18 protein-coding genes are annotated in these 20,790 nt (G+C 71.3%); 7 read left to right on the plus strand and 11 right to left on the minus strand.

Translation table 11 applies throughout. The features are described from left to right. Positions 1-171: 171 nt before the first annotated feature. The 7 genes from ACYSUO_RS38530 to ssd form a co-directional block, all read right to left on the minus strand. Positions 172-519 (minus strand): Rv3654c family TadE-like protein, encoded by a 348-nt coding sequence (locus ACYSUO_RS38530; protein WP_461780867.1) that lies wholly within the window; start codon positions 517-519, stop codon positions 172-174. Continuing rightward, on the minus strand, positions 516-872 hold the full coding sequence (locus ACYSUO_RS38535; protein ID WP_461780868.1) for a TadE family type IV pilus minor pilin: 357 nt from the start codon (positions 870-872) through the stop codon (positions 516-518). Before ACYSUO_RS38535 ends, ACYSUO_RS38530 begins: the two co-directional genes overlap by 4 nt. After that, the gene (locus ACYSUO_RS38540) at positions 859-1,095 is read right to left on the minus strand and encodes a DUF4244 domain-containing protein (protein WP_461780869.1); all 237 of its coding nucleotides are present in this window, start codon (positions 1,093-1,095) and stop codon (positions 859-861) included. Before ACYSUO_RS38540 ends, ACYSUO_RS38535 begins: the two co-directional genes overlap by 14 nt. 83 nt (positions 1,096-1,178) lie before the next feature. After that, entirely contained in the window at positions 1,179-1,961 is a 783-nt protein-coding gene (locus ACYSUO_RS38545) for a type II secretion system F family protein (protein WP_461780870.1), read from the minus strand. 6 nt (positions 1,962-1,967) lie between these two features. Next, positions 1,968-2,774: a type II secretion system F family protein gene (locus tag ACYSUO_RS38550; RefSeq protein ID WP_461780907.1), complete on the minus strand. Its 807-nt coding sequence runs from the start codon at positions 2,772-2,774 to the stop codon at positions 1,968-1,970. A 205-nt stretch (positions 2,775-2,979) separates the two neighbouring features. Continuing rightward, positions 2,980-4,143, minus strand: coding sequence for a TadA family conjugal transfer-associated ATPase (locus tag ACYSUO_RS38555; protein WP_461780871.1), 1,164 nt, complete (start codon positions 4,141-4,143; stop codon positions 2,980-2,982). A 109-nt stretch (positions 4,144-4,252) separates the two neighbouring features. Continuing rightward, positions 4,253-5,329, minus strand: a complete 1,077-nt coding sequence (ssd, locus tag ACYSUO_RS38560) for a septum site-determining protein Ssd (protein WP_461780872.1) — start codon at positions 5,327-5,329, stop codon at positions 4,253-4,255. A gap of 569 nt (positions 5,330-5,898) precedes the next feature. Here ssd and ACYSUO_RS38565 point away from each other — a divergent pair. Next, positions 5,899-6,750 (plus strand): HAD family hydrolase, encoded by an 852-nt coding sequence (locus ACYSUO_RS38565; RefSeq protein ID WP_461780873.1) that lies wholly within the window; start codon positions 5,899-5,901, stop codon positions 6,748-6,750. Positions 6,751-7,084: 334 nt separating this feature from the next. Here the strand turns inward: ACYSUO_RS38565 and ACYSUO_RS38570 are convergent, their stop codons facing one another. After that, positions 7,085-7,909 carry a Fic family protein gene (locus ACYSUO_RS38570; protein ID WP_461780874.1) on the minus strand — a complete coding sequence of 275 codons (825 nt, stop codon included), beginning with the start codon at positions 7,907-7,909 and terminating at the stop codon, positions 7,085-7,087. Positions 7,910-8,010: 101 nt separating this feature from the next. Between ACYSUO_RS38570 and ACYSUO_RS38575 the strand changes: the two genes are divergently transcribed. Beyond that, on the plus strand, positions 8,011-8,991 hold the full coding sequence (locus tag ACYSUO_RS38575; RefSeq protein WP_461780875.1) for an ATP-binding protein: 981 nt from the start codon (positions 8,011-8,013) through the stop codon (positions 8,989-8,991). An 18-nt stretch (positions 8,992-9,009) separates the two neighbouring features. Here the strand turns inward: ACYSUO_RS38575 and ACYSUO_RS38580 are convergent, their stop codons facing one another. Continuing rightward, positions 9,010-10,317: a polysaccharide deacetylase family protein gene (locus ACYSUO_RS38580; RefSeq protein ID WP_461780876.1), complete on the minus strand. Its 1,308-nt coding sequence runs from the start codon at positions 10,315-10,317 to the stop codon at positions 9,010-9,012. Between the two features lie 347 nt (positions 10,318-10,664). Between ACYSUO_RS38580 and ACYSUO_RS38585 the strand changes: the two genes are divergently transcribed. The 5 genes from ACYSUO_RS38585 (at position 10,665) to ACYSUO_RS38605 (ending at position 18,312) form a co-directional block, all read left to right on the plus strand. After that, on the plus strand, positions 10,665-13,043 hold the full coding sequence (locus ACYSUO_RS38585; protein ID WP_461780877.1) for a SulP family inorganic anion transporter: 2,379 nt from the start codon (positions 10,665-10,667) through the stop codon (positions 13,041-13,043). Between the two features lie 187 nt (positions 13,044-13,230). Further along, positions 13,231-15,186, plus strand: coding sequence for an acetate--CoA ligase (gene acs / locus ACYSUO_RS38590; protein WP_461780878.1), 1,956 nt, complete (start codon positions 13,231-13,233; stop codon positions 15,184-15,186). A gap of 198 nt (positions 15,187-15,384) precedes the next feature. Further along, on the plus strand, positions 15,385-16,788 hold the full coding sequence (gene nhaA, locus ACYSUO_RS38595; RefSeq protein ID WP_461780879.1) for a Na+/H+ antiporter NhaA: 1,404 nt from the start codon (positions 15,385-15,387) through the stop codon (positions 16,786-16,788). A 64-nt stretch (positions 16,789-16,852) separates the two neighbouring features. After that, complete coding sequence (locus tag ACYSUO_RS38600) at positions 16,853-17,362, plus strand: phage holin family protein (RefSeq protein ID WP_461780880.1); 510 nt, start codon at positions 16,853-16,855, stop codon at positions 17,360-17,362. Continuing rightward, positions 17,359-18,312 (plus strand): alpha/beta fold hydrolase, encoded by a 954-nt coding sequence (locus tag ACYSUO_RS38605; RefSeq protein WP_461780881.1) that lies wholly within the window; start codon positions 17,359-17,361, stop codon positions 18,310-18,312. Before ACYSUO_RS38600 ends, ACYSUO_RS38605 begins: the two co-directional genes overlap by 4 nt. 386 nt (positions 18,313-18,698) lie before the next feature. Here the strand turns inward: ACYSUO_RS38605 and ACYSUO_RS38610 are convergent, their stop codons facing one another. Then, positions 18,699-19,898 (minus strand): MarP family serine protease, encoded by a 1,200-nt coding sequence (locus tag ACYSUO_RS38610; protein ID WP_461780882.1) that lies wholly within the window; start codon positions 19,896-19,898, stop codon positions 18,699-18,701. A 72-nt stretch (positions 19,899-19,970) separates the two neighbouring features. Beyond that, positions 19,971-20,741 carry an NUDIX hydrolase gene (locus tag ACYSUO_RS38615; RefSeq protein ID WP_461780883.1) on the minus strand — a complete coding sequence of 257 codons (771 nt, stop codon included), beginning with the start codon at positions 20,739-20,741 and terminating at the stop codon, positions 19,971-19,973. Between the last annotated feature and the right edge of the window lie 49 nt (positions 20,742-20,790).

Raw genomic sequence — 20,790 nt, forward strand, 5'->3', positions numbered from 1 at the left:
GCTGATTTTGCCGAACCGGCGTTACGGACTCGGGGCTCCGCCCCGGACCCCGCGAGTCTCGTCCCAAAGCGGGGCTTGAATTGCCCACCCGCCGCCTGGGGCGCATCGGGCGGCTGCCGCCCCGCCTTGGGCGGCAGGGTGGGCAAGGCGGCCCCCGGTGCCGCGCGCACCTCACGACGGCGTCGGGCCCGGTGGGCCCGCCCGTGCCCGGACCTCCGAGCGGAACGCCCCGTGGCCCGCCGTCGCGGTCACGTTCGACACCTCCCCGCGCAGGGCGCACCGCACCACATCCGCCCCCTGCGCCCGCGCCACCCGCCCGGCCAGCGCGCACGCCTTCGTTCTCCCGTCCGCCCAGTGGTCCGCCGCCGCAAGCGCCGCCAGGTCCGCCGCCGAGCCCGCGCGGTGTCGGGCCTCGATCGCCTGCCCCATGGCCAGTACCGCCCCGACCACCACGCCCACCGCGGCCATCGCCATCGCGACCCATACGGTCGCCGACCCGCGGTCGCCCCGCCCCCTCACGTCGCCTCCTCCTCCGCCGCCGCCACGGCCTCCGCGCCCAGTTCCACCCCGAGCGCTCCCGGCCCAACAGACCTCGCCCGCACCGTCACCCGCACCAGATCGCCCTCCCGGCCGACCGCGACCCGCGCACCCGGCGGCGCGGCCTCCCGCGCCGCCGCCACCGCGGCGCCCCTGGGCTCCTGCCGGGCCACCGCCCTGGCCCCGGCCCGCGCGGCGTCCACGCACCTGATCTGCGCCGACGCCGCGAGCACCACCCAGACCAGCGCCATCGTGAACGCCACGAGCACCGGCAGCACCACGGCCGCCTCCGCCGTCACGAAACCCCGGTCACGACGGGGCTCAGAACGAGCCATGGAGCGCCTTCGCCACCAAGGACTGCAGCGCCGACTGCACCACGTCGCTCGTCACCACCTGGTACAGCACCCCGGCGAAGCCCACCGCCGCGATCAGCCCCACCGCGTACTCGGCACTGACCATTCCGGCGTCCCGCCGCCCGGACCGCACCGACCTCGCCCATCGAAGAGCCCCTCCGCGCAGCCACTCGCCCCAGACCCGCCCCACACGCGTTCCACTCATGCCAACTCCCTTGATTCATAGCGTTATTCACTCGAACAGCCATCAGCCATCAGTCATCAGTCATCAACAGGGCCACCCCCGCCTCATCTCCCTCCAAAGACCCCTCCTCCCAGCCCGATCACCACCGGCACCACCCCCACCACCAGGAACGCGGGCAGGAAGCACAGGCCCACCGGCGCCGTGATCGCCACCGCGGCCCTGCGCGCCACCGTGGTCGCCCGACGCCCCCGCTCGGCCCGGCACTCCGTGGCGAACCGCGCCACCGGAGCCGCCGCCGGAGCCCCGGACTCGCCCGCCCGCTCCAACAGCCGGACCAGCCCATCGGCCCCCGGCACTGCCGCCAACTCACGCCACGCCAGACCCAGTTCGCCCCCGAGCCGCACCTGCGCCGCGCCCCGCTCGAGCCCCCGCCCGACGGGCCCGCCCAGCGCCTCACCAACCGCCCGCGCCGCCTCCACGGGCCCGGCTCCCGCCGCCAAGCAGGACGCCAAGAGGTCGCAGGCCAGGGGCAGTTGACGTACGGCCGCACCCCTCACCGCCGCCCCCGACCCGGCTCTCACGCCCTCCTCCCGGACGCGCCACCACCGCCACACCCCCACCCCGCAGACCACCCCGACCACGACCCCGGCCACCCCGCCCACCAGCACGAACCCGGCACACACCGCCCCCGCGACCGGCACCCACCGCCGCACCACGGCCGGCAGCCCCACGGCCCGCCGCGCCGACTCCGCCGCGGCCACCTCGAACACGAGCCGGACCCGCTTCCGCAACGCCCGCTCGGCCCGCCGCGCCGCGACCTCCCTCACCAGCCACATCACCATCACCGCGATGCACAGCACCGCCCCCAGCCTGTGGACAACGTTCATCGCCCCTCACCCCTCCGCCCCTCGCACGATCCGCATCGCCCACCACAACCCGGCGGCTTCCAACGCCCCGCCCACCACCAGACAGCCGACCCCGGGCCACGTGTGCAGCAGCACCCGCAGGGGCCGCGCCCCCATGCCCGCCCCGAGCAGCAGCGCGAACACGGGGAGCCCGGCGAGCATCACCGTGGTCGACGAAGGGCCCGCCAACTGGGCCCTGAAGTCCGCCCGTTGATCCCGCTCAGCACGCAGCGCGTCCGCGAGCCGTTCGAGACCGGACGCAAGGCCCGCGCCCCGGTCCACCGCCACCCGCCAGCACGCCGCCAACCCGTTCAACCCCTCGGCCCCCGGCTCCCGCGCCGCCACTCTCAGGGCCCCGGGCACATCCCCACCGAACCGGGCCGCCGCCACCACGGCCGCGCTCCCCGCGCCGGTCAACGCCCCCGACCCCCGCACCGCCACCACCAGCGCATCCCCCGGCTGCCGCCCGGCCCGCACCTCACCCGCCAACAGCCCGCACAGCCGGATCACCGCCTCCCCGCGCCGCTCCTTCCCCCGACGCGCCGCCCCGGCCACGCGTAGCCGTCCCACTCCGGGCACGGCACACACGCCGAGCACCACCGGCAGCACCGAGGCACCGGCGATCCCGACCACCAACCCGCCGACCGCGCACCACCATTCGGGCCGCGCCCGCACCCACGCCCACCACCGCTCGCCCACTCCCGGCCACCCGGACCACACCCCGAAGTCCGCGCCGACCCCCAACACCCTCCGGGCCCGCCGCACCTCCAACTCCCGCACCTGCACCGCCCGCATCACGACCACCGCCCCCAACGCGGCCGTCACCACTCCGAAACCAGCACCCAAGACCCCACCACTCACACCCACACACCCCTCTCCACCAACCCCACCGACCCACGCACCTTCTGACCCGCACCGCACGGACACGCGCCCTCACTCCAGGGCCATAGACGACCACCACCTCAAGCCCCTCACCCGACGCCCCACAACCACCCCCGCCTCACCCCACCCGCACCCCCAACAACCCACCGAGCCGCTCCCACCCCGCCCTCTCCACGAACCCCCGCTCGCCCCACTCCAGCGCCGGTACCGCCCGTACCCAGCCCTCCGTGTCCCGCTCCAGCACCTGGACCTGGGCGATGCGGCGCCGTCCGCCCCGGTCCCGTACGAGGTGCAGGACCACGGAGACCGCCGCGGCCAGTTGGCTGTGCAGCGCCGCCCGGTCGAGTCCGGCCGCCGTTCCCAGTGCCTCGAGGCGCACCGGGACATCGCTCGCCGCGTTGGCGTGAACGGTGCAGGAACCGCCTTCGTGGCCCGTATTGAGCGCGGCCAGGAGCGAGACCACCTCGGCGCCGCGCACCTCGCCCACCACGAGCCGGTCGGGCCGCATCCGCAGCGCCTGCCGGACCAGGTCGTCGAGGCCGACGGCCCCCGCGCCCTCCTGGTTGGCGGGGCGCGATTCGAGGCGGACGACATGAGGGTGGTCCGGCCTCAGCTCGGCGGAGTCCTCGGCCAGGACGATCCGCTCCCCCGGCCCCACCAGACCGAGCAGCGCACTCAGCAACGTCGTCTTGCCCGTGCCCGTACCGCCGCTGATCAGGAAGGACAGGCGCGCGTCGAGCAGCGCCCGCAGCACCCGGTCGCCGCCCGGCGGCACCGTCCCCGCCGCCGTCAGCTCCTCCAGGGTGAAGGCCCGGGGCCGCACGACCCGCAGGGACAGACAGGTGCAGCCCGCCGCGATCGGTGGCAGCACCGCGTGCAGCCGGGTCCCGTCGGGCAGCCGGGCGTCCACCCACGGCCGCGCGTCGTCCAGGCGGCGCCCCACGACGGCCGCGAGCCGCTGCGCAAGACGCCGCACCTCGACGGCGCTTTCGAAGGACACGTCGGCCGGCTCCAGGCCGCTTCCCCGGTCGACCCACACCTTGTCCGGCGCCGACACCAGGACGTCCGTCACCGAGGGGTCGGCGAGCAGCGGCTCCAACGGCCCCGCGCCCACCAGCTCCGACCTCAACATGCCCGCCGCGCCCAGCACTTCGGCGTCGCCCAGGATCCGGCCCTGCGCCCGCAGCGCCTCGGCCACGCGCGCTGGCGTCGCCTCCGACCCGTTCTCGGCGAGCCACTGCCGTACGCCGTCCAGCATGCGCGCCCCGACCACCGCACTCATGACACCCCTCCTCGCACCCACTGCTCGACCGTCCGCACGCCGACCGCTCCGGCCGCCGGCGCGCTCTCCACGGGCCGCCCGTCCACGACCGGCTCCCCGCACTCCCGGTTCACGCCGCGTCCCCCTCCATCGCCGCCACCGGCATCCGCTCCCAGAAGGCCCCGCAGAACCGACCGAGGGGCCCGCCCTTCAACACCTCGACGTCCGCGGGCAGTTCACCGGCCAGCGGCAGCCCGACGAGCCGCGCCACCTCGTCCGCCGCGAGGCCTCCCGCTCCGCCCGCGGGCGTCGTCACCACCCGCAGGTCCCGCAGCACCATCCCCGCCGCCCCCGCCATCCGGCGCGCCGCCGCCACGGCCCGCAGCTCCGGTGGCACCACGAGCAGCCCCAGGTCGAGCTGGGCCAGGGCCTCGACGGATCCGGCGTCGACCCGGCGCGGCAGATCCACCACGACGACGCCGCCCCTGCGCCTCCCGGCCGCGAGCACCGCCCGCACCGCCTCCGAGGGCACCGCCACGAGATCGCCGCGGTCCCAGCTGAGCACCCGCAGATCGTGCAGCCGGGGCAGCGACTCCTCCAGGGCCGTGCTGCCGACCCGGCCCCGCGACTCGGCGAAGGCGGGCCAGCGCAGCCCGTCCACCGCCTCGCCGCCGAGCAGCACATCGAGTCCGCCACCGAGCGGGTCCGCGTCGACCAGGAGGGTGCGCCGCCCCGACCGCGCGGACGCCACGGCCAGCGCGCAGGCGAGCGTGGAGGCCCCGGCCCCGCCGCGTCCGCCGAGCACCCCGACGGTCAGGGCGGGCCGCCCCACTCCCTCGGCGACATCGGCGATCCGGTCCATCAGCCACTGCTCGCCGTCGGGCAGGACGAGCACATGGTCGGCGCCGATCTCCACGGCCCGCCGCCACACCCCGGAATCGTCCTGATCACGCCCAACCAAGATCACGCCACGCCGTCGGGACACCCCGCGCAGCCGCCCCGCGGCATCGTCCCCGACCAGCACGAGCGGCGCCGATTCCCAGCCGCCCCAGCCCCCTCTGCCCGCCGGCGCCCCGTGCCCGACCTCCGGCCGTACACCCGCCGCTGCGCACAGCCGCAGCAGGTCGTCCAGCAGTTCCACGTCCTCCGTCACGATCAACGGGGCGCGTCGCACGTCCCGCGCGTCGCACTCGATGACTCCCGCCATGGTCCGGTCCCCCTCTCGCCGCGCTCGCCCGCCCATGCGGACGATCCGTTCCGCACGTGAAGTCGGCGGTGCCCAAGGCTCCGAATACCGCGCATCCGCCACGGCTCGGCCATAACAAACCGGCCATGAACACGGATCTGAACTTCGCGTGCGGAATCACCGTGCAGCGATCCCGGAAAACGTGTGGATCTTGGTCAATAACTGTGGACGCGAGAAGGCTTGTGAATATCCCGGTCACTCATACCGGTGACACCTTGAACGGGGCATGGAACTGTCCACAGAGCAGCCCGACGGTCACACAGCGTGAGCAGAGCCGGGCGCGGCGTCCGAGGCGCGCGAGCCTTCGAAACCCCCTGTTCGGGCATGAAAAAAGGACCCGAAAACGGGTCCGGACATGCGACGACCCCCGCCGGGGGGGAGAGCGGGGGTCGTCCCCACGGTCCGACTCGGGGGGGGAGGAGCCAGACCGGGTTAGCACGGTCGCGAACGATCCGTGACTTCCATGGTGTACCCGAGAGCCTTCTCAAGCAAACCCACGCGCCACAGCTTACGCCGAATGGTTGGCGCCTATGCTCGGCCTCGTGGAAAACCACTCCTTGCCTCACTCCACGCCTCGTACAGCGGCGTTCTTTGACCTGGACAAGACGGTCATCGCTAAGTCGAGCACACTCACGTTCAGCAAGTCGTTCTACCAAGGCGGGCTGATCAACCGGAGGGCCGTACTGCGCACCGCGTACGCCCAGTTCGTGTTCCTCGCCGGCGGCGCCGACCACGACCAGATGGAGCGGATGCGCGAGTATCTCTCGGCGCTCTGCCGCGGCTGGAACGTGCAGCAGGTGAAGGAGATCGTCGCCGAGACGCTGCACGATCTGATCGACCCGATCATCTACGACGAGGCGGCGTCCCTCATCGAGGAGCACCACACCGCCGGGCGCGATGTGGTCATCGTCTCCACATCCGGCGCCGAGGTGGTCGAGCCGGTCGGCGAGCTCCTCGGTGCGGACCGGGTGATCGCCACCCGCATGGTCGTGGGCGACGACGGCTGCTTCACGGGCGAGGTGGAGTACTACGCGTACGGGCCGACGAAGGCGGAGGCCATCAAGGAGCTGGCGCGCTCCGAGGGGTACGACCTCGCGCGCTGCTACGCGTACAGCGACTCGGCGACGGATCTGCCGATGCTCAGCTCGGTCGGGCATCCGCATGCCGTCAATCCGGACCGGGCGCTGCGCCGCGAGGCACTCGCGCGCGGGTGGCCGATCCTCGACTTCCACAAGCCGGTGCGGCTCAAGCAGCGCCTGCCCCACCTGTCCGCGCCCTCACGGCCCGCGCTGCTCGCGGCGGCCGGGGTCGGCGCGGCCGCGGTCACGGCCGGCCTTGTCTGGTACGCGAGCCGGCGTCGTGCGACGTCGGGCGCCCATTGAGGCCCCCGGTTCGCCCCATTTGAACCTAAAAGTAAAGAAGTGCGGCCAGGGCTTCCGCTTCCCCCGGGGGAGGAGTACAAAGGATTCAACGGCCCGCGAGACCAAGGACATCCGAGAGGACACCTTCAACCGCAAAAAGGCCCCACGGACCGATGCATGAACACCGAGCACCCACGCGACGTCGACCCGTCGATTACGGGCCAGCCGCACCAGGCGACGGGCAAAGAACCCGACCTGATGGGCAACACTTCGAGGACGCTTGGTAACCCGGTGAACATGCCAGCGGCGGTACGAATTCTCGTACCGCCGCAACCCTTGTGTCGGGCCTCTTCCGCTACGCGGCACCCCGCTGGAGCGCCTCACAGACGGCCGTCGACTCCCTGACACCCAGCTCGATCGCCTTGCCGCAGTGGGTGATCCAGGCCGCCATTCCCTCCGGCGTACCGGATACGTAGCCGTCGAGTGCGGCCGCGTAGGACGCCCGGCCGAGTTCGGCATGGCCCAGCTCCGCCGGGCAGACGGACTTCGGGTCGAGGCCGCTGCCCACCAGGACGATGCGCTCGGCGGCGCGTGCGACCAGGCCGTTGTGCGAGCCGAAGGGACGCAGGGCGAGCAGCTCGCCGTGCACGATGGCGGCGTTCACCAGGGCCGGAGCCGCACTCTCGGCGATGATCAGCTGCGAGAGCCCCTCCAGGCGGCCCGCCACCTCCTCGGCGTCCGGCACCGGAAGTTCGACGAGCGGCTCGTCGACCGGCTCGCCCCCGAGGCGCGGCCGACCCACCGCGTCGCTCTTGTCGGCCGCCGCGACCAGGTGGAGACGCGCGAGCACCCGCAGCGGCGACTGCCGCCAGATGGAGAGCAGTTGACCGGCCTCGGCGGTCAACCGCAGGGACGCGCCGACCGTGGGCGCTTCCTTGTCGCCGTCGGCGCCACTGAAGTCGGTGCGCCTGCGCACCTCTTCGAGCGGCCAGTCGGCACCGGAGAGCGCCGCGCTGCCGCGCGCCCCGCGCAGTGCCGCCTCGGACGTGATCTCGTTGCTGCGACGCCGCATGACCCGGTGCCCGTAGACCCGGTCCACAGCCTTGCGCACGGAGTCCACGGAATCGGCCACACCCGGCAGGTCGGCCAGGGCGGCGAGGGGGTCGGCTGTCGTACTCATGAGTACGACCCTACGGGCCACGCGGCGCCGCCCCACGAAGGAGTGGTCTTCTTCACGCCACGTCGACACGGACAGCGACCATACCGATACCGTTCGTGAACATGAAGATCGCTTTCGTGGGGAAGGGCGGCAGTGGCAAGACCACGCTGTCCTCACTGTTCATCCGCCACCTCGCCGGCACCGGGTCCCCGGTCATCGCCGTCGACGCCGACATCAATCAGCACCTCGGGGCCGCGCTCGGGCTCGACGAGGGCGTCGCGGGCGAGCTGCCCGCGCTGGGGGCCCGGCTGCCCCTGATCAAGGACTATCTGCGCGGCTCGAACCCGCGGATCGCCTCGGCCGACACGATGATCAAGACCACGCCGCCCGGCGAGGGCTCGCGGCTGCTTCGGGTGCGCGAGAACAATCCGGTGTACGACGCGTGCGCCCGTGATGTGGAACTCGACGGCCAGGCCGTGCGTTTGATGGTCACCGGGCCCTTCACCGAGGCCGATCTCGGTGTCGCCTGCTACCACTCCAAGACCGGAGCGGTGGAGCTGTGCCTGAACCACCTCGTCGACGGCCGGGGCGAGTACGTGGTGGTCGACATGACCGCGGGCTCCGACTCCTTCGCCTCGGGCATGTTCACCCGCTTCGACATGACGTTCCTGGTGGCCGAGCCGACCCGCAAGGGTGTCTCGGTCTATCGCCAGTACAAGGATTACGCACGGGACTTTGGGATCGACCTGAAGGTGGTGGGGAACAAGGTGCGGGACGAGGACGACCTGGAGTTCCTGCGCTCCGAGGTCGGCGACGACCTGCTCGTCACCGTCGGGCACTCGGACTGGGTGCGCGCCATGGAGAAGGGCCGCCCGCCGCGTTTCGAGCTCCTGGAGGCGACCAACAAGGCTTCCCTGCAAGCACTTCAGGACGCGGCCGACGCCACGTACGAGGTTCGCGACTGGGAGCGCTACACGCGCCAGATGGTCCACTTCCACCTGAAGAACGCCCAGAGCTGGGGCAACGAGAAAACCGGGGTCGACCTGGCGTCCCAGGTCGACCCCGACTTCGTCCTGCGGGAGAGCGTCGCGGCTACTGCCTGAGCAAGTGCCGGACGGTGCCTACGACTTGGCGGCCGGGGCTCCCGGTACCCCCTTCGGGGCCGGGGCCCGCTTGCCACCGAGGTAGGACTCCCAGCCCTTCTTCGGGCTCTCGCCCACACCGAGGCCGCCGAGCTTCTTCAGGGTCTTCGGGTCCTGGGCGTCGAGCCAGTCGGTGAGCTGCCGGAAGGAGACGCAGCGGACGTCGGGCTTCTTGCAGACCCGCTCGACCGTCTCCTCGACGGCGCGCATGTAGGTGCCGCCGTTCCAGGACTCGAAGTGGTTGCCGATGACGAGCGGCGCGCGGTTGCCCTTGTAGGCGCGTTCGAAGCCCGCGAGCAGGCTGTCGCGCATCTGGTCACCCCAGTACTCGCGCTTCGCGGGGTCGCCCTGGGTCGCCGTGCCGGACTGGTTGACCATGAAGTTGTAGTCCATGGTCAGCTGCTCGTAGGAGTGGCCCTTGAACGGGACGAGCTGCATCGACAGGTCCCACAGGCCGTTCTTCTTCTTGGGCCAGACCTGGTTGTTGACGCCGCTGGTGTCGTAGCGGAAGCCGAGCTCGCTCGCGGCGCGCGTGAAGTTGTCCTTGCCCTCCAGGCAGGGGGTGCGGGCGCCGATGAGCTCCTTGTCGTAGTCGAAGGGAAGCGGCGCGGACCGGTTCAGGCCCGAGTTGGACTTCCAGCCCTTCACGAACGACTTGGCCTGCTTGATCTCGCTCTTCCACTCGGCCACCGACCACTGGCCCACTCCACCGTTCTTGCCGCAGAAGTGGCCGTTGAAGTGGGTGCCGATCTCGTTGCCCTCGAGCCAGGCGCCGCGCAGTTGCTCGACGGTGTCCTTGATTCCCTTGGCGTCGTTGAAGCCGATGTCCGAGCGGCCGGCCGAGTGCTGCGGCGCGTGGTACTTGCCCGCCTTGCCCTCCGGGAGCAGGTACACGCCGCTCAGGAAGTACGTCATGGTCGCGTTGTTCTCCTTCGCGACCTTGCGGAAGTGCGAGAAGAGCTTCTGGCTGTCCTCGCCCGCGCCGTCCCAGGAGAAGACCACGAACTGCGGCGGCTTCTGCCCCGGTCTGAGGCGCTCGGCCCGTGGCAGGTTCGGCTGCCGCCCGGTGTACGCGGTCGAGCCGTCGCCGATCAGCTTGATCGCGCTGCCCGGCTTGGCCTTCTTCGGACCGGGGGCGCCCTGCTGGGGCTTGGTCTTCTCGGTGCGGTGCTCACTGGATCCGCCGGTTTTCCCGGTGGCGCATCCGGCGAGTGCCGCGGCGCACGCCGCGGCGGCGGTGATGCCCGCGGCGAGCCGCTTCGCGGCGGTCCTGTGGGTGGCGGCCATCTTCCGCCCACCTTCTTCCTGGAGTCGGCTTGTGTGGCGGTGAAAAGAGATGAATGCCCGGTATGCATGGACATCGCCGCCACGGTGACACGAGGGCCGGACCGAATTAGTCCGACAAGCCGACAAGCCTTCTTATTCACTACTGAGCGTGAACCAGTAACCCATTTGCACCTTTTATCCGGCCACAATCTTTACTCTGCATTACTATTCATTTACCGACCGCTACTGAGCGTTGATTTCATCCCGCCGCTGCACGCCGTGAACCACGGCCGCGATCGACCCCGCCCACCGCAAGGGGTCACCCCACATTCCGCGACCGCGCTGCACCCCGGAGGAGACGGGAAACCATGTCAGCCTGCGTATCCACCCACACCAGTGACTCCGGCCGGACGGGCGAGCCCTCGGACGCCGCCCGCACCGCACACAGTCCACCGCCAAAGCGCCGCCGCTTCCGCATCGCGGGAGCCGACCTCTCCGCGTCCATCGCGGTCTTCCTCATCGCCCTGCCGCTGTCCCTGGGCATCGCCCTCGCGACCGGCGCGCCCCTCGAGTCGGGGCTCGTCGCCGCCGCCGTCGGCGGCATCGTCGCCGGCTGCGTCGGCGGAGCGCCGCTCCAGGTCAGCGGGCCCGCCGCGGGCCTCACCGTCGTCACCGCCGAGCTGATCCAGCGCTACGGATGGCGGACCACCTGCGCCATCACCGTCCTCGCCGGTCTCGCGCAACTCGGCCTCGGCTGCCTACGGGTGGCCCGCAGCGCCCTCGCCGTCAGCCCCGCCGTCGTCCACGGCATGCTCGCCGGCATCGGTGTCACCATCGCCGTCGCCCAGTTGCACATCATGCTCGGCGGCAACCCCGAGAGCTCCGTGCTCGCCAACGTGGCATCCCTGCCACAGCAGTTGGCTGACGCCCAGCCCGCCGCCCTGGGCGTCAGCGCGCTCACGCTCACCGTGCTGCTCGCCTGGCCTCGCATCCCGGGGCGGATCGGCCGCTTCGCGCGCAAGCTGCCGGCCGCGCTCATCGCCGTGACCGCCGCGAGCGTGACCGCCGCGCTGCTCGGGCTCAGCCTGCCCGAGGTCGACCTGCCCTCCTGGAGCAGCCACGCGCTCGCCGGGCTGCCGGACGGGCCCGTGCTCGGCCTCGTCGCCGCCGTCCTGACGACCACGCTCGTGTGCAGCGTGCAGTCGCTGCTCGGGGCGGTCGCCGTGGACAAGATGACCGCCAAGCGCTCGGACCTGCCGCCCTCGATGCGCCGCTCGAACCTGGACCGGGAGCTGCTCGCGCAGGGCGCGTCGAACATCGTCTCCGGATCGCTCGGCGGGCTGCCCGTCGCCGGGGTCGCGGTACGCAGTACGGCGAACGTGAACGCGGGCGCCGTGAGCGGGAACTCCTCGATCCTGCACGGCGTTTGGGTAGTAGCCGCCACGCTGCTCCTGGTCCCCGTCCTGGAGCTGATCCCGCTCGCCGCGCTCGCCGCGCTGGTGATGGCGGTCGGCATCCAGATGGTGTCCCTGAACCACATCCGCACGGTCACCCGCCACCGTGAGGTCCTGGTGTACGCGGTCACCACCCTCGGCGTCGTCGTCTTCGGCGTGCTCGAAGGCGTCGGGCTCGGTGTCGCGGTCGCCGTCGGCGTCGCCCTGCACCGCCTCGCGCGCACCCGCATCACGCACGAGGTGGATCCCCGCGGCGTCCACCACGTGCGCGTACGTGGGCAGTTGACGTTCCTCGCGGTGCCCCGGCTCAGCCGGACCCTGCACCAGGTGCCGCACGGCGCGGACTGCGTCGTGGAGCTGGACGGGTCCTTCATGGACCACGCCGCGTACGAGGCACTGCAGGACTGGCAGAAGTCGCACACCACGCAGGGCGGCAAGGTCGAGGTGGCCGGGCGGGGAGGGGCCAGGATCGCCGAACCCGCGCGCGCCAGCCACACCTGCTGCCGCCCTTGGACGCCGTGGCGCAACCACCACTGCGACCGGCCCTCGCACGACCGGGCGGCGCAGCCCGAGGCCATCGAGCCGCGGCGGGCCGGCGGGCATCAACTGGCCACCGGGATCAGCGCGTTCCAGCGCAATACGGCGCCGCTGGTGCGCGAGGAGCTGGCGCGGCTCGCGCGCGAGGGGCAGAAGCCCACGCAGCTGTTCCTGACGTGCGCCGACTCCCGGCTCGTCACGTCGATGATCACGTCGAGCGGCCCTGGCGATCTCTTCGTCGTGCGGAATGTGGGCAACCTCGTGCCCCTGCCCGGCGCCGAGAGCGCGGACGACTCGGTGGCCGCCGCCATCGAGTACGCCGTGGACGTGCTCGAGGTGCAGTCCATCACCGTGTGCGGGCACTCCGGATGCGGGGCGATGCAGGCACTGTTGAGCAGCCCTCCGAGCGGCCCCGGGGCGCTCACACCGCTCAAGCGCTGGCTGCGGCACGGGATGCCGAGCCTGGAGCGGATGTCCGACGCGGGGCTGCCCTGGGCGCGGCTCGCGGGGCGGGCGCCCGCCGACACGGTCGAGCAGCTCTGCCTGACCAATGTCGTCCAGCAGTTGGAGCACCTGCGGGAGCACGAGTGCGTGGCGCGCGCACTGGAGCGGGGCGCGCTCGAACTGCACGGCATGTACTTCCACGTCGGGGAGGCGCAGGCGTATCTGCTCGACGAGGCCGACCCGGTCTTCGGACAGGTCGCGGCCACCGCCCTCGACGGCAGCCTCGACGAAGGCAGCGCCACGCGGGCCTGAACCGACCCGTCCCCGCCTCCGTGCAATCAGATGAGACCGTAGGGCTCCCGACCAGGTCGGGAGCCCTACGCGTACAGGTCTAAACCAGTTCGCGGACCCCCCTTGTCACCAGGGGGCGCGGTCTGATGAGCTGTGGCCTGGGACACAACGGTCGCCTCCGACACAAACACTGCATGGGAGAAGCGTCGTGAGCAACGAAAGCCTGGCCAACCTCTTGAAGGAGGAGCGACGCTTCGCGCCGCCCGCTGACCTGGCCGCGAACGCCAACGTCACGGCCGAGGCGTACGAGCAGGCCAAGGCTGACCGGCTCGGTTTCTGGGCCGAGCAGGCCCGCCGCCTGACCTGGGACACCGAGCCGACCGAGACGCTCGACTGGTCGAACCCGCCGTTCGCCAAGTGGTTCAAGGACGGCAAGCTCAACGTCGCGTACAACTGCGTCGACCGCCACGTAGAGGCAGGAAACGGCGACCGCGTCGCGATCCACTTCGAGGGCGAGCCCGGCGACAGCCGCGCGATCACCTACGCCGAGCTCAAGGACGAGGTCAGCCGGGCCGCAAATGCCCTGACCGAGCTGGGCGTTCGGGCCGGTGACCGGGTCGCCGTCTACCTGCCGATGATCCCGGAAGCGGTCATCTCGATGCTCGCCTGCGCGCGCATCGGCGCCGCGCACTCGGTGGTCTTCGGCGGCTTCTCGGCCGACGCCATCGCCAAGCGCATCGAGGACGCCGACGCCAAGGTCGTCATCACCTCCGACGGCGGCTTCCGGCGCGGCAAGCCGTCGGCGCTCAAGCCCGCGGTCGACGAGGCGCTGACCCGCGTATCCGTCGAGAAGGTCCTCGTCGTGCAGCGCACCAAGCAGGACGTCGCCTGGACCGAGGGCCGCGACCTGTGGTGGCACGAGACGGTCGGCCGCCAGTCCACCGAGCACACGCCGCAGGCCTTCGACGCCGAGCAGCCGCTCTTCATCCTGTACACGTCGGGTACGACGGGTAAGCCGAAGGGCATCCTGCACACGTCGGGCGGTTACCTGACGCAGGCGTCGTACACGCACCACGCGGTCTTCGACCTCAAGCCGGAGACGGACGTCTACTGGTGCACCGCCGACATCGGCTGGGTCACCGGACACTCGTACATCACGTACGGCCCGCTCTCGAACGGTGCGACGCAGGTCATCTACGAGGGCACCCCGGACACCCCGCACCAGGGCCGCTTCTGGGAGATCGTGCAGAAGTACGGCGTCTCGATCCTCTACACGGCGCCGACCGCGATCCGTACGTTCATGAAGTGGGGCGACGACATCCCCGCGAAGTTCGACCTGTCCAGCCTGCGCGTGCTCGGGTCGGTCGGTGAGCCGATCAACCCCGAGGCCTGGGTCTGGTACCGGAAGAACATCGGCGCCGACAAGTGCCCCGTCGTGGACACCTGGTGGCAGACCGAGACCGGCGCGATCATGATCTCGCCGCTGCCGGGCGTCACCGAGGCCAAGCCGGGCTCCGCCCAGCGCGCCCTGCCCGGCATCTCCGCGACCGTCGTCGACGACGAGGCCAACGAAGTACCCGACGGCGGGGGCGGCTATCTCGTCCTCACCGAGCCGTGGCCGTCGATGCTGCGCACCATCTGGGGCGACGACCAGCGGTTCATCGACACGTACTGGTCGCGCTTCGAGGGCAAGTACTTCGCCGGTGACGGTGCCAAGAAGGACGAGGACGGCGACATCTGGCTGCTCGGCCGGGTCGACGACGTCATGCTCGTCTCCGGGCACAACATCTCGACCACCGAGGTCGAGTCCGCGCTCGTCTCGCACCCGTCCGTCGCCGAGGCCGCCGTGGTCGGCGCCGCCGACGAGACGACCGGTCAGGCCATCGTCGCCTTCGTGATCCTGCGCGGCAGCGCGAACGCGGAGGACGAGTCGCTGGTCGCGGACCTGCGCAACCACGTGGGCACCGCCCTCGGCCCGATCGCCAAGCCGAAGCGGATCCTGCCGGTCGCCGAGCTGCCCAAGACGCGCTCCGGCAAGATCATGCGCCGCCTCCTGCGCGACGTCGCGGAGAACCGGGCGGTGGGTGACGTCACGACGCTCGCCGACTCCTCCGTGATGGACCTGATCCAGGCCGAGCTGCCGTCGGCGTCCAGCGAGGACTGATCCGCGTACGAACCCACGGGAACGGGCATCCGGCGAGCGCGCCGGGTGCCCGTTTCGTACGTAAGGTGATGATCACCAAGCAGGCCGGGGCACCCTGTAGGGTAAAAGTCGCGTCAACGACGCGACAAAGATCCAATAGGTGCGCCGGGAAGTCTGGTCGGCAACGCAGTCAGCCGTACCCGACCGGAGGTCTGATCCGTGAGCGCGCCCAAGAACAAGCAGGACCGCAAGGCACTCGGCCGGCTCTCGCTGCCCGAGCGGACCTTCGTGGCCGACGCGCTGCGCACCGAGACGGTCGGCGGCGTCCTGCTCCTGGTGGCGGCGATCGCCGCGCTCGTCTGGTCCAACATCCCGGCCCTGCACCACAGCTACGAGGCCGTCAGCGGGTTCCACCTGGGGCCCGCCTCGCTCGGCCTCGACCTCTCCATCGAGCACTGGGCCGCCGACGGGCTGCTCGCGATCTTCTTCTTCGTCGCCGGCATCGAACTCAAGCGTGAGCTGGTCGCCGGTGATCTGCGCGATCCGAAGGCCGCCGCGCTGCCGGTCGTCGCCGCCCTCTGCGGCATGGCGACACCCGCGATCGTCTACGTGATCGTCAACGGGGTCGGCGGCGGCTCGATGAGCGGCTGGGCCGTGCCGACCGCCACCGACATCGCCTTCGCGCTCGCCGTGCTCGCCGTCATCGGCACCTCGCTGCCGAGCGCCATGCGCGCGTTCCTGCTCACCCTCGCCGTCGTGGACGACCTCTTCGCGATCCTGATCATCGCGATCTTCTTCACGGACGACCTGAACTTCGCCGCGCTCGGCGGCGCGTTCCTCGGCCTCGCCGTCTTCTGGCTGCTCCTCAAGAAGCGGGTGCGCGGCTGGTACATCTACGTACCGCTCGCCCTGGTCATCTGGGGGCTGATGTACAACAGCGGCGTCCACGCCACCATCGCCGGTGTCGCCATGGGCCTGATGCTGCGCTGCCACCGGGAGGAGGGCGAGGAGCAGTCGCCCGGCGAGCACATCGAACACCTGGTGCGGCCACTCTCGGCCGGGCTCGCGGTGCCGCTGTTCGCGCTGTTCAGCGCGGGTGTCGCGGTGTCGGGCGGGGCCCTGGGCGACGTATTCACGAAGCCGGAGACCTTGGGCGTGGTGCTGGGTCTCGTCGTCGGCAAGGCCGTCGGGATCTTCGGCGGTACGTGGCTGACCGCCCGGTTCACCAAGGCCTCGCTCTCCGACGAGCTGGCCTGGCCGGATGTGTTCGCGGTGGCCTCGCTCGCCGGAATCGGCTTCACTGTCTCGCTGCTCATCGGGGAACTCGCCTTCACGGACGACCCGTTGCTGACCGACGAGATCAAGGCATCCGTGCTGATGGGCTCGCTGATCGCGGCGGTGATCTCCAGCGTGCTGCTGAAGATCAGGAACGCCAAGTACCGGGCCCTGTGGGAGGACGAGGAGCGCGACGAGGACCTCTCCGGGGTCCCGGACATCTACGAGGAGGGCAAACCGGAGTACCACCTTCGGATGGCCGAGATCTACGAGCGGAAAGCCGCGGAACACCGAAGGCTTGCGCAAGTGGCGGCCGGGGCAGGCGGCGAGGACGAGCGTCCGGCATGATCTGACGGAGAATCCGCGCAGTACGCGCATACGAAGCAGCCACAGAAGAACAGGGGAGTACGCGATGAGCGCACCCGACGACAACCCGGTCGGCGCCGAACGCAGCGTCGGCCAGCTGTTCGCATCGGCGACGGCCGAGATGTCCGCGCTGGTGCACGACGAGATCGCCCTTGCGAAGGCGCAGCTGAAGAAGGACGTGAAGCGCGGCGCGACCAGTGGTGGCGCGTTCATGGCGGGAGTGGTCGTCCTGACCTTCTCGCTGCCCATGCTGAGCTTCGCGCTCGCGTACGGGATCAACGCGTGGACCGGCGGGTTCAACGGCGACGGCGGCTGGAACATGGCCTGGTGCTTCCTGCTGTCCTTCGCCGCGAGCGTGGTCATCTTCTTGCTGCTCGCGCTCGTCGGCGTCGTCTTCGCCAAGAAGGCCAAGCAGGGCAAGGGTCCGCAGAAGACCGCCGCCTCGTTCAAGGAGTCGGCGGGCGTACTGCAGAACGCCAAGCCGCACCCCCGTGAGGTGACCACGGACGGGCATGACACAAAGGCCATCGAGGCTGTGGCACGCTCGTCTGCATGACGGACCCTGCCACTCCTTCGGCCCAGCCGCCCGCGTCCTTCGTGCTCCTCGACGTTCCCGGCGGGCACAAGGTGACCCACCGGGACGTCGCGGCCAATGGTGCGCGCTTCCACATCGCCGAGATGGGGGACGGGCCGCTGGTCCTGCTCCTGCACGGCTTCCCGCAGTTCTGGTGGACGTGGCGGCACCAGCTCGCCGCGCTCGCCGACGCGGGCTTCCGGGCCGTGGCGATGGACCTGCGCGGAGTGGGCGGCAGCGACCGTACGCCGCGGGGCTACGACCCGGCGAACCTCGCGCTCGACATCACGGGAGTGGTGCGCTCGCTCGGCGAGCCCGACGCGGCGCTCGTCGGCCATGACCTCGGCGGATATCTCGCCTGGACCGCGGCCGTGATGCGGCCCAAGCTGGTGCGCCGGCTCGTGGTCTCCTCGATGCCGCATCCGCGCCGGTGGCGCTCGGCGATGCTGGCGGACTACCGGCAGTCGCGCTCGGGCTCGTACGTCTGGGGTTTCCAGCGCCCCTGGCTGCCCGAGCGTCAGCTGCTCGCGAACGACGGCGAGTTGGTCGGCAAGCTGGTCCGGGACTGGTCGGGGCCGCACCAGCCCGACGACGCGACGGTGAAGACGTACCGGCAGGCCATGTGCATCCCGTCGACCGCGCACTGCTCGATCGAGCCGTACCGGTGGATGGTGCGCTCCCTGGCGCGCCCCGACGGGATCCAGTTCAACCGGCGGATGAAGCGCCCCGTGCGGGTGCCGACGCTGCACGTGCACGGCTCCCTCGACCCGGTGATGCGCACGCGCAGCGCGGCGGGCTCGGGCGAGTACGTGGAGGCCCCCTACCGCTGGCGCCTCTTCGACGGCCTCGGACACTTCCCGCACGAGGAGGATCCGGCCGCGTTCTCCAAGGAACTGGTCAACTGGTTGAAGGATCCCGAACCGGACCGGTGAGCCCTGTTTTGGGGCGGGAACGGCAGGGGGAACACCTGTGCTTCGAACGGCCAATTGCCCGGCGCATACGCCATTTTGGGGAGCGTGAGGGCGGTTACCGACCATGGGGCAGGGGCACACGTCGGGGTATGGGCTGGACGCACGACTACAGTGACGCAGCACGCAATCGCCGCCCAGCGATGACGCTGGGCTCTCCCCGGAGAGGAGCGCCTGACGGCTGGTCGGCGCACGATCCCCGGCTGGGCATTCCTCGCATTCTGCGGCGCCGCGCCCGGTGGGTGTCGGCGCGGATCCGGCACGGCGGGCGGGGCTGAACAGCCCTTCCGTACCCGGCGATCCGGCCGGGTACCACAGCTGGTTCTACGGCTGGTTCCACAGCTGGTCGGCTACAGCGCGCAGGCGTCCGTGTCGACCTGCTGGTTCGCCGCGCGGCCGCGCGCGATGTCGGTGCTGATCTCGTCACCGGACAGCGCGTAGCCCGTCTCCGAGTCGTCGAGCGACTTGGCGAACACCACGCCGTAGACCTGGCCGTCCGGAGTGAGCAGCGGTCCGCCCGAGTTGCCCTGACGGACCGTCGCGAACAGCGAGTACACGTCGCGGCGCACGGTGCCCCGGTGGTAGATGTCCGGGCCGTTCGCCGTGATGCGCCCGCGCACGCGCGCGGGACGGACGTCGTACGCGCCGTTCTCCGGGAAGCCCGCGACGATCGCGCCGCCGCCGCGCTGCGCGTCGGTGCCCGTGAACCGGAGCGGGGGCGCCTGCAGGGCCGGCACGTCCAGGACCGCGATGTCGCGCTTCCAGTCGTAGAGCACGACCTTCGCGTCGTACTTCACGCCCTCGCCACCTATCTGGACGGTGGGCTCGTCCACGCCGCCGACCACATGCGCGTTCGTCATCACGCGGCGGTCGGAGAAGACGAAGCCGGTGCCCTCAAGGACCTTGCCGCAACTGGGCGCCTGGCCCACGACCTTGACGATGGACCGCTTCGCGTTGCGCGCGACCTGGCTGCCCGCGAGCGCCGGGTCCGGCGGCTTCACGTCGGCGATCGGCTCGTTCGCGAACGGGCTGAAGACCTGAGGGAAACCGTTCTGCGCGAGGGTCGAGGAGAAGTCCGCGAACCATGTGTCCGCCTGCGTGGGCAGCGCCTGCGAGACGCCGAGCAGCACCTTCGAACTGCGTACTTCCTTGCCGAGCGTGGGCAGGGTGGTGCCGGCCAGCGCGGAACCTATCAGCCAGGCCACCAGGAGCATCGCCGCCACGTTGACCACCGCGCCGCCCGTCGCGTCGAGCGCGCGGGCCGGGGACCAAGTGATGTATCTGCGCAGCTTGTTGCCCAAGTGCGTGGTGAAGGCCTGCCCGACGGAGGCGCACACGATCACGACGACCACGGCGACGACCGCGGCGGTCGTGGTGACCTCCGCGTCACTGGTGATCGCGTCCCACAGGAGAGGCAGCGCGTAGACCGCGACGAGGCCGCCACCGAGGAAGCCGATCACCGACAGGATGCCGACGACGAAACCCTGGCGGTAGCCGACGATCGCGAACCACACGGCCGCTGCGAGCAGCAGGAAGTCCAGCACGTTCACCGATTCACGCCCCGCCTTGCATCTCGCCTCGCCCCTGTCGGCCCCTGCTCGTGATTCACGGCGCCCACCCTGTCACGACCGCCAATCGAGTGGGACCGTCTTTGATCGGTCCCAGGGGCGCTCCCACCCCGCGTAGTGCAGCAGCCGGTCGATCACGCCCGCGGTGAACCCCCAGACCAGAGCCGACTCCACCAGGAAGGCAGGGCCCTTGTGGCCGCTCGGGTGGACCGTCGTCGCCCGGTTCTCCGGGTCCGTGAGATCCGCCACGGGGACCGTGAAGACACGCGCCGTCTCCGCCGGGTCGACCGCCGCGACGGGTGAGGGCACCCGCCACCAACCAAGTACGGGCGTGACGACGAAGCTGCTCACCGGGATGTACAGCTTCGGCAGCACGCCGAAGAGCTGGACGCCGCCCGGGTCGAGTCCCGTCTCCTCCCACGCCTCCCGCAGGGCGGCGTGCAGCGGCCCGTCACCGAGCGGGTCGCCGTCCTCCGGGTCGAGGGCGCCGCCGGGGAAGGAGGGCTGGCCCGCGTGGGATCTGAGCGAGCCGGAGCGCTCCATGAGCAGCAGCTCGGGCCCGCGCTCCCCGTCGCCGAACAGGATCAGCACGGCGGACTGCCGCCCCGCCCCGTTCTCCGGCGGCAGGAAGCGGCTGAGCTGCTCACCGCGGAGCGTGGCGGCGGCGTGGGCCACGGGGTCCAGCCAGGCGGGCAGGCCCTCGGTGCGGAGCGTCACGTCGGAGGGAGGCGGGCCACCCGGCCCGTGCGCCCCCGCCGTGCCGTGCGCCCCGGCGGCCCCCTTCGCCCCGCCGCTCATCCCGCCGATCTCGCTCACGTGCTTCATCGCCGCCCCCTCGCGGTGTGCTGGGCCAAGCCCCGACTGCTGCCCTCCG

It is taken from the genome of Streptomyces sp. UC4497 (assembly GCF_054871485.1).

Excerpts from the sequence above, each read along its gene's own strand:
- ACYSUO_RS38535 (WP_461780868.1), bottom strand. The coding sequence starts at position 872 with ATGGCTCGTTCTGAGCCCCGTCGTGACCGGGGTTTCGTGACGGCGGAG.
- ACYSUO_RS38540 (WP_461780869.1), bottom strand. The coding sequence starts at position 1,095 with ATGAGTGGAACGCGTGTGGGGCGGGTCTGGGGCGAGTGGCTGCGCGGA.
- ACYSUO_RS38545 (WP_461780870.1), bottom strand. The coding sequence starts at position 1,961 with ATGAACGTTGTCCACAGGCTGGGGGCGGTGCTGTGCATCGCGGTGATG.
- ACYSUO_RS38550 (WP_461780907.1), bottom strand. The coding sequence starts at position 2,774 with ATGCGGGCGGTGCAGGTGCGGGAGTTGGAGGTGCGGCGGGCCCGGAGG.
- ACYSUO_RS38555 (WP_461780871.1), bottom strand. The coding sequence starts at position 4,143 with ATGAGTGCGGTGGTCGGGGCGCGCATGCTGGACGGCGTACGGCAGTGG.
- ssd (WP_461780872.1), bottom strand. The coding sequence starts at position 5,329 with ATGGCGGGAGTCATCGAGTGCGACGCGCGGGACGTGCGACGCGCCCCG.
- ACYSUO_RS38565 (WP_461780873.1), top strand. The coding sequence starts at position 5,899 with ATGCTCGGCCTCGTGGAAAACCACTCCTTGCCTCACTCCACGCCTCGT.
- ACYSUO_RS38570 (WP_461780874.1), bottom strand. The coding sequence starts at position 7,909 with ATGAGTACGACAGCCGACCCCCTCGCCGCCCTGGCCGACCTGCCGGGT.
- ACYSUO_RS38575 (WP_461780875.1), top strand. The coding sequence starts at position 8,011 with ATGAAGATCGCTTTCGTGGGGAAGGGCGGCAGTGGCAAGACCACGCTG.
- ACYSUO_RS38580 (WP_461780876.1), bottom strand. The coding sequence starts at position 10,317 with ATGGCCGCCACCCACAGGACCGCCGCGAAGCGGCTCGCCGCGGGCATC.
- ACYSUO_RS38585 (WP_461780877.1), top strand. The coding sequence starts at position 10,665 with ATGTCAGCCTGCGTATCCACCCACACCAGTGACTCCGGCCGGACGGGC.
- ACYSUO_RS38600 (WP_461780880.1), top strand. The coding sequence starts at position 16,853 with ATGAGCGCACCCGACGACAACCCGGTCGGCGCCGAACGCAGCGTCGGC.
- ACYSUO_RS38605 (WP_461780881.1), top strand. The coding sequence starts at position 17,359 with ATGACGGACCCTGCCACTCCTTCGGCCCAGCCGCCCGCGTCCTTCGTG.
- ACYSUO_RS38615 (WP_461780883.1), bottom strand. The coding sequence starts at position 20,741 with ATGAAGCACGTGAGCGAGATCGGCGGGATGAGCGGCGGGGCGAAGGGG.